This is a genomic window from Deinococcus aquatilis DSM 23025, assembly GCF_000378445.1.
In the GTDB taxonomy this organism is placed as follows: domain Bacteria; phylum Deinococcota; class Deinococci; order Deinococcales; family Deinococcaceae; genus Deinococcus; species Deinococcus aquatilis.
The window spans coordinates 1-6,977 of the sequence record NZ_KB899779.1 but is presented as its reverse complement, the minus strand read 5'-3'; the positions used below and the strand labels follow the sequence as shown (position 1 = coordinate 6,977).

At 58.9% G+C, this 6,977-nt stretch carries 6 protein-coding genes and 2 pseudogenes; 2 read left to right on the top strand and 6 right to left on the bottom strand.

What is annotated here, in order from left to right:
• Positions 1–413 (bottom strand): annotated as a pseudogene (locus tag F561_RS29790) (IS4 family transposase); the annotation flags it as partial.
• 355 nt (positions 414–768) lie between these two features.
• Between F561_RS29790 and F561_RS26825 the strand changes: the two are divergent.
• Positions 769–1,623: a dienelactone hydrolase family protein gene (locus tag F561_RS26825; protein ID WP_019012480.1), complete on the top strand. Its 855-nt coding sequence runs from the start codon at positions 769–771 to the stop codon at positions 1,621–1,623.
• Positions 1,624–1,642: 19 nt separating this feature from the next.
• Here the strand turns inward: F561_RS26825 and F561_RS0123855 are convergent, their stop codons facing one another.
• From F561_RS0123855 to F561_RS26815, 5 genes are all read right to left on the bottom strand, one after another.
• Positions 1,643–2,125, bottom strand: a complete 483-nt coding sequence (locus tag F561_RS0123855) for a RidA family protein (protein ID WP_019012479.1) — start codon at positions 2,123–2,125, stop codon at positions 1,643–1,645.
• Positions 2,115–3,311 (bottom strand): M20 family metallopeptidase, encoded by a 1,197-nt coding sequence (locus F561_RS0123850; RefSeq protein ID WP_019012478.1) that lies wholly within the window; start codon positions 3,309–3,311, stop codon positions 2,115–2,117. Before F561_RS0123850 ends, F561_RS0123855 begins: the two co-directional genes overlap by 11 nt.
• Before the next feature lie 44 nt (positions 3,312–3,355).
• Complete coding sequence (locus tag F561_RS0123845) at positions 3,356–4,939, bottom strand: ABC transporter substrate-binding protein (protein ID WP_026299185.1); 1,584 nt, start codon at positions 4,937–4,939, stop codon at positions 3,356–3,358.
• 220 nt (positions 4,940–5,159) lie between these two features.
• Positions 5,160–5,669 (bottom strand): transposase, encoded by a 510-nt coding sequence (locus F561_RS27615; protein ID WP_169389576.1) that lies wholly within the window; start codon positions 5,667–5,669, stop codon positions 5,160–5,162.
• An 85-nt stretch (positions 5,670–5,754) separates the two neighbouring features.
• The gene (locus tag F561_RS26815; RefSeq protein ID WP_040381912.1) at positions 5,755–6,162 is read right to left on the bottom strand and encodes an IS110 family transposase; all 408 of its coding nucleotides are present in this window, start codon (positions 6,160–6,162) and stop codon (positions 5,755–5,757) included.
• Positions 6,163–6,428: 266 nt separating this feature from the next.
• Here F561_RS26815 and F561_RS30250 point away from each other — a divergent pair.
• Positions 6,429–6,605: pseudogene (locus F561_RS30250) on the top strand (IS982 family transposase); the annotation flags it as partial.
• Positions 6,606–6,977 lie beyond the last annotated feature (372 nt).

Sequence of the window (6,977 nt, the reverse complement as noted above, 5' to 3'; positions counted from 1 at the left end):
CTGCTGCCCTGGTGGGAGAGCGCCGTCCAGACCAGAGGCAGGGTAAAGCCGTGTAGGACGACGCCCAAGACCAGGAGATTCAGGGGCTGGCTCCCATAGGCCCAGTTGGTTCGATCCAGAGCGAGAACGAGCTTTCCTGGGGGTAACAAAGGGAAGAGCACCTGGAGGAAGACGTCATCCGTCAGTTGCTCATCTTGAAAGCACCGGTGTATCCGCTTTTTTCGGGCTTCAGGCGACGCTTCATTGGGGAGGAACGTGCCCAACACTCGGTGACAGGTCGATTGCGCTTGAATCAGGGCTTCGATCACGTCAGCGACACGCTGCAGCGTGTCGCGCCGGAGGAAGGGAACTCGGACTTTCAACAGGTCGACAAGCTTGGTAGGCTCAGCGAGAGCGGCATCGTGGGTCGTCACAAACCAGTGATGCCGCTCATGTGCTGCCCCAAATGTGGTCAACGCTAGAAAATGAACAGTGGCGTCTCAGTCGATCAAAAACCTAAGATGTCCAGTACTGAAGTTGTCGCCTCTTCAGTTCCATCCACGGCCTTGTGACCCTCTTGGGAGCAGCGAGGCTCCAGCGTTGAAGACTGATGATCTGAGCCGCGTTCAACTTGAAGCGGCGGTTCAGGGACGGAGTTCCGCAACATTGTGCCGCTGGTCAGGACCTTAGCTCCATCCTTTCGGTGAGCAAGAGTTCCCAAGTCTCCCCACTTCCTGCCGATCTCGTGAGCCTTAACCTCATCCGTGACCAAACCCCAGGAGACAATTCATGAGTGACGTTGATAGCCCCAAGCTAAGCTTGAACCTCCTCGACACCTCGCTCCCCGACTACCCAACCCTGTACAGCACTTTCGTGTCGTACCCTGCTGCCTCTGTTGATGGACTGCAGATTTCTGGCAAACTCCAGGTGCCACAGGGCGTGTCTGGACCGCTGCCTGCCGTCGTGATTCTGCACGGCTCGGCCGGCATAGACTCGCGGGGTGTACTGCATGCCCTTGACCTGAACCTGGCGGGCTTTGTGACACTTGAAATTGACATGTGGGGGGCGCGTGGTCTCGCAGGTGGATCGGAAGGACGACCTCAAGCCGCCTGGGACAACCTGCCCGATGCTTACGGCGCCTACCGCTTCCTGGCAGACCTGCCACAGGTAGATGCCGGACGTCTCGGTATCATGGGCTTTTCCTGGGGAGGTGTCGTCACGATGCTGAGCGCGACCCAGCGGTACAACGCCCAATACCTGCCCGCAGGCGAGGGCTTCGCAGCGCACGCCGCCTTCTATCCAGCCTGCTGGATCTACAACAGGGTACCGGGCTACGAATTTGGGAATCTGACGGGAACCCCGGTCAAGATTTTTACCGGAGGTCGGGACCGTTACGATGCAGACGCAGACACAGCACCGCGACTGGCCGCCTCATTGGACGTGGTCGACCGCGCGCTCGTCACCGTTCAGGTCTACCCTGACGCCGAGCACGGGTTCAATATGCTGGAAGCGCCCTACCGTTATGTTGACCCCTTCTTGTACCAGGGGAAGGGAGGCGAGGGGTTGTCGGCCCCTCATCCACAAGCCCGGGAAGCGGCTCGGCGCGACCTCGTTCGGTTTTTCAGGGAGTCGCTCGTGCCCTGAAAGAGCGGCATCCGCTTCATCAGGGCCGGAACATTACTTCTGCCTCAACCTCGACCGGGATATTCCAGGGGAGCTCGGCCATGCCGACCGCCGACCGGGCATGTTGGCCGATCTGGGGACCGAACACCTCCAGAATGAGATCTGAAAAGCCGTTAATGACGTCTGGCAGCGCTGTAAAGCCCGGCGCGGCATTGACCATGCCGTGAACCCGGACCCAGGCCGTGATGCGGTCAAGATCGGTCAGGGCGCGTTGCAGACTGCCAAGGACCGAGAGCGCGACCAGACGGGCCGCTGTATGGGCCTGCTCTGCGGTGACCTCAGTGCCCACCTTGCCGCCCGGTGGAGCGAGCGTGCCATCTGGTGCTTGTGGCCCATGACCGGAGATCAGCGCCCGATCCCCGATCAGGCGGACGGCGGTGAATGGCAGACGTGTGCCTGCTGGCAGCTGAGGCGGGGGCGGCAGACTGAAGCCGAGGTCGCGGAGCCGGGCTTCAATGTGCATGGCCCGAACTGTTTGGAGACCCTGCGAATACGCTCAGCCGTTCGGCGGCTCCGACCAGGATGGCCACTCCAGTGCCCAGCGCACGTTCGTCAATGGCAAATTTCGGATGGTGGTGCGGCGCGGTGATGCCCGCATCGACATTGCCGGCGCCAATGATGACAAAGGTCCCCGGAGCCTTAGTCAGGTAGGCGCTGAAATCCTCTCCACCCATGTTGGCAGGCGGCTCAAAGAGGACGCCTGCGCCTACGGTCTCGCGGACCACTTCACGCAGCACCTCCGTGACCTGCGGGTCGTTGTGCAGTGCCCGGTATCCCTGGTTGTATTCGAAGCGGTAAGACGCCCCGTAAGCCTCGGTGATCCCTTTGAGCAGGCGTTCCATGAGGGCCGGAATGGTGATTCGCAACTCTGTGTCAAACGTCCGAACCGTGCCTGTCAGCGTGACGGTTTCGGGAATAATGTTGTGCGCAGTACCGGCGTGGATGGTGGTGACGCTGAGAACGGCGGGCTGGAGGGGATCGATCTGCCGCGCCACAATGGTCTGAAAGGCCAGCACCACCTGGGCGGCGATCACAATCGGATCCACTGCGGTGTTGGGTTGAGCCCCGTGACCGCCCCGACCAACAATGGCGATCTCAAAGGCGTCGGGAGCGGCCAGCAGCGGACCGTCTTTAAGAGCCACCATTCCCACCGGGATGGAGGAGAACAGGTGCGTTCCCACGGCGTACTGGACTCTTTCCATGACGCCGGCATCGACCAATTCCTGTGCGCCTCCGGGAAACAGTTCCTCGGCGTGCTGGAAGATAAAACGGATCTCCCCGCGCAGTGCCGCCTGGCGCTCACTTAATAGTTTGGCCGCGCCCAGCAGCATCGCCGTGTGCCCGTCGTGGCCGCAGGCGTGCATCACCCCGGCATTCTGTGAGGTGTAGGGAAGGTCCGTTTCTTCCTCAATCGGCAGGGCGTCCATGTCTGCACGCAGCAACACCGTATTGCCTGGGCCTGCACCGCCGCGCAGAACAGCCAGCACACTCGTTGGCGTGGGACGTCGGATATCGAGGCCGGGCATGCTGCGGAGCTGTGTTTCCACATACTCGGCGGTACGGTGTTCCTGGAATGACAGCTCGGGGTGCTGGTGGAGATGACGGCGCCAAGCGATCACCTGCTCTTCAATGGCGGCCACCTCTGCCATCCCCGACCCACGGGCGTTGCTGTGCTCTCCTTGGGCTGAGGAGGTCATTTCTTGTCCTTGATGGTGATCTCCTCAAAGGGCGTAAGCAAGGATGGACCCGGGACCCAGCCTTTCACGTAGTTTCTGGCTGCTCCCAGAGGCTGGGAATGCACGATGGGCAACCGGACGTTGGCGCCGTAGGTGATCTGATGGATCTCCGCATAGGCCTTAGCACTGTCTGCACGGGTCTTCGCGGCGGCGGCGGCGGCCATGAGGTCATCCAGCCGTTTGTTGTTGTAACCGCTGTCCAGCGACGCGCTCTCCCCGTAATAGGAGCCATAAAAGTTGTAGGGGCTAGCGTACGGACCGGTCCAGCCGATCATGTACATGTCAAATCCCGGGGCTTTGTTGCGGTCTTCAAGATACTTGGCCCAGTCCTCGGTTTTGATGTTCATCTTGATCCCAATGGCCCCTAGATCGGCGGCCACTGCTTCCGCAATAGGTTTGGGTGTAGGGAAGTAGGGGCGGCTCACAGGCATGTACCAGAAATCGAGGCTGAAGCCGTTTGGATAGCCTGCCTCGGCCAGCAGTTTCTTGGCCGCCGCCGGATCAAACTTGTAATCGGCAGGCACGGTTCGGCTGTTGGCCCATTTCAGCGCAGGGGGCAAAAAGCTGGCGTCTGTCACGCCAAGGCTGCCCCAGAAGGCCTGAACAATTTCCCTTTTGTTGATGGCCATGCTGATGGCCTGCCGCACCTTAGGATTGGCGAGGTATTTGTTGGTGATATTCATGCTGATCATGCCCACATTGAATGAAGGCACGATCACCGCCGTTAGGTCTTTGTTGCCCTGCACGGCCCCCAACTGGTCAGGGTTGAGATCACTCGTGAAATCGATGCCTCCAGCACGCAGCTCATTGAACCGGGCACTGGGGTCCTTGATGAACCGCAAAATCAGTTGATCGTAGGACGCTTTCTTTCCCCAATGGTCGGTGTTGGTGCTGTAGACGATGCGATCACCTGTGGTCCAGGAACGCATCCGGAATGGGCCGGTTCCGACTGGCAAGGAGGCCGGGGTACCGTATTTTGCGCCTCCTTTCGTCACGGCTGTCGGCGATGCGATACCGAAAAAGGGCGTGGCAAGGGCTTCCGGCAGAGGATTGAACGGACGGTTGAGCACGAAGGTCACCTTGTACGGACCGTCTTTGCGAACCTCTTTCAGAAGGCTGTCCTTGTCTCCCTTGAAGGCTCCAAAAATGAATTGCCAGGACGTAAACGTTTTGGTCTGTTCCTTGGCTCCGGCGCGGGCATTGGGGTCCCACCACCGGTTGACGTTGAACACTACTGCGTCTGCGTTGAAGGGCGTTCCGTCCTGAAACTTGACGCCCTGACGAAGAATAAAAGTCCACTGGGTTGCATTGGCATTTGATGTCCAGCGGAGCGCCAGACCGGGCGCCACATCACTGGTTCCCTTTTTAAATTTCACCAGAGAGTCGTACGTCAAGATTTGGGCCAGCGCCGAGTTGCCGTCGCTAATCGTTCCCGAGTCGAGGCTGACTGGATCGCCGCCCAACCCGAACACAAGTGTTCCTTCTGCAAGAGCGGAACCAGCGAATAGCGCAAAGCTTAAGGCGAGTAGGGTCTTGTGCACGGTGTTCCTCCCAAAGATGAATTCGAGGGCGTGAATCAATAGAACCAGCATGGAATCTGCCTGGATGACCCCATCAGCCTGCGGTTTGTTGCTTGCTTCAGACTCTATCCCAAGGAGCGGGGTTAAACTTGCTGCAACGCCCAACCACAGTTATTGACCGGGAATAGATAGCGTAGTTTTTGGAGGTTGTCTACAGTGGTCGCCCGTTCGCCGAACCACTTCACACCTGGTGTGAAGCTGGTTTCACGTACGTTTCGCTGAATGGCTGCCCTGATCTCACGACGGCCAAACCTGTCCGCAACAATTTATGTCCGAGCGCAATCAACGCCACCTTGGGCGGCTTTCCATTGGCTCGCAGACGACGATAGAAGTCACCCAGATGCCCTTTGTTTCGCGTGACACTCAAGGCCGCAAGGTACGCGGAACGCCTCAGGTGAGCATTCCCTGTCTTTGAAATGCGCCCTCGGCCATGGACACTCGTGCCCGACTGAAATGGCGCTGGAGCAATGCCAGCGTGAGCTGCTCTTTGCTTGCCGGTCTCCAGCACGGCAAACCCATTTGTTTCTGCCAACACGGACGCCGCAGTGATCAAGCCGAACCCAGGAATGCTGGTCAATAAATCAAATGGCTCGCGCAACGCGTCATTCGCGTGTATGAGGCTACGGATGGCCGTTTCGAGCTCCAAGATCTGTTGCTTCAGCAGGGCAAGGCGAGTCTTGAGCAATGCCACAACCGTCTGGCTTTCATGCTGCCGGCGTTCTGAGGCGTGCAGGTGATTCTGATCCTGTGTCAGCGCTCCCTGCAACGCCGTGCGTTCACGAACGAGTTGCTTGAGTTCTTGCAGCGCTGGACTGGGCGGTGACCAAGGTGCTCGGCCGCATCATGGCGACATACAGGGCAATGACCGCTGCGTCCATCCGGTCTGTCTTGCCCCGTTTGAGTTTGGCGCGGGCGAAGTATTTGATGCTGGTGGGGTTCACCACGCTGACGGTGCAGCCAGCACCGAACAGGAAGTTCGCGCACTGCTCCCAGTACACGCCGGTGGCTTCCATCACCACGTGCAGCTCTGACGGCGACACATCGTGTTGCCCTACCCAATGCAGGAGACGCTGGAATCCGGTGGGCGTGTTCGGAAGGTCATGGAGTGACTGTTCTAGATCCTCGTTGAGCTGTAAATGTGCGTACAGAGAGTCTTTTCCGATGTCCAGGCCGAGGGCAAACATAAAAACCTTCTGGAGAAAAGGGGGCAGGTCGGGCTCTCTCGGCACTGGCTCTTATGGTGCAGGCTTGGTGGCCTTTGATAGCGTTCAGTCTTCGAGAAGAGCGCCCGAGCTGGTCCTGTCTATTCGACGGTTTTGTTGAACCTAGGGTTGACGCGGACTTGGCGGCTCGGACTGGCCTGGCAATCTCCATTCTGATCAGGAATGGACCCAGACGTACTACATAAGAGGTTGACCTGAGCGGCAGACAATGCGAGAGGGACGGTACGATGGGCCGTCCCGATCTCACTTTACTGCCGCTCCCTGTGGCTTTCACCACGCTCAGTCACTGGACCCTGCCTCACCTTCCACCGAAACTGCTTCATTCGCACGAGAAAATCTCGGACGCAGAACTCCTCGCAGTGGCGCTTCTCCAGAAGCTGCATAAGGTCTTCTATTTCAGCCGCCGGTCTTCGGACGATCTTGACCGCAGCAAGGACTCGGGCAGCGTTGTCAGATGACATCGATGTCGATCTACTGATTGCCGGGTTTCTGGGTGCGCTCTTATATCGGCGCTGGTTTTCACGACAGCCACTGGATGCCTCTCAAATTGCTCAGGTGGTGATTCTCATGCTTGGTTCACCGAGCTACAGGCTCTGCAGGCGATGACCCTCACATGAGATTGTCACCGGGCCTGGAGTGTGGTGGCCCTGGGCTCAATACCCGACACTTTGTGAATTGAGCGTCTGGCTGGGTTTCAAAAGCCCAATGAGTTGAAGGGCTTCCGCCTCCCCACGCTCATGGATGCGGGCGAATGTCCGCACGAGGTTCCGGAGGCC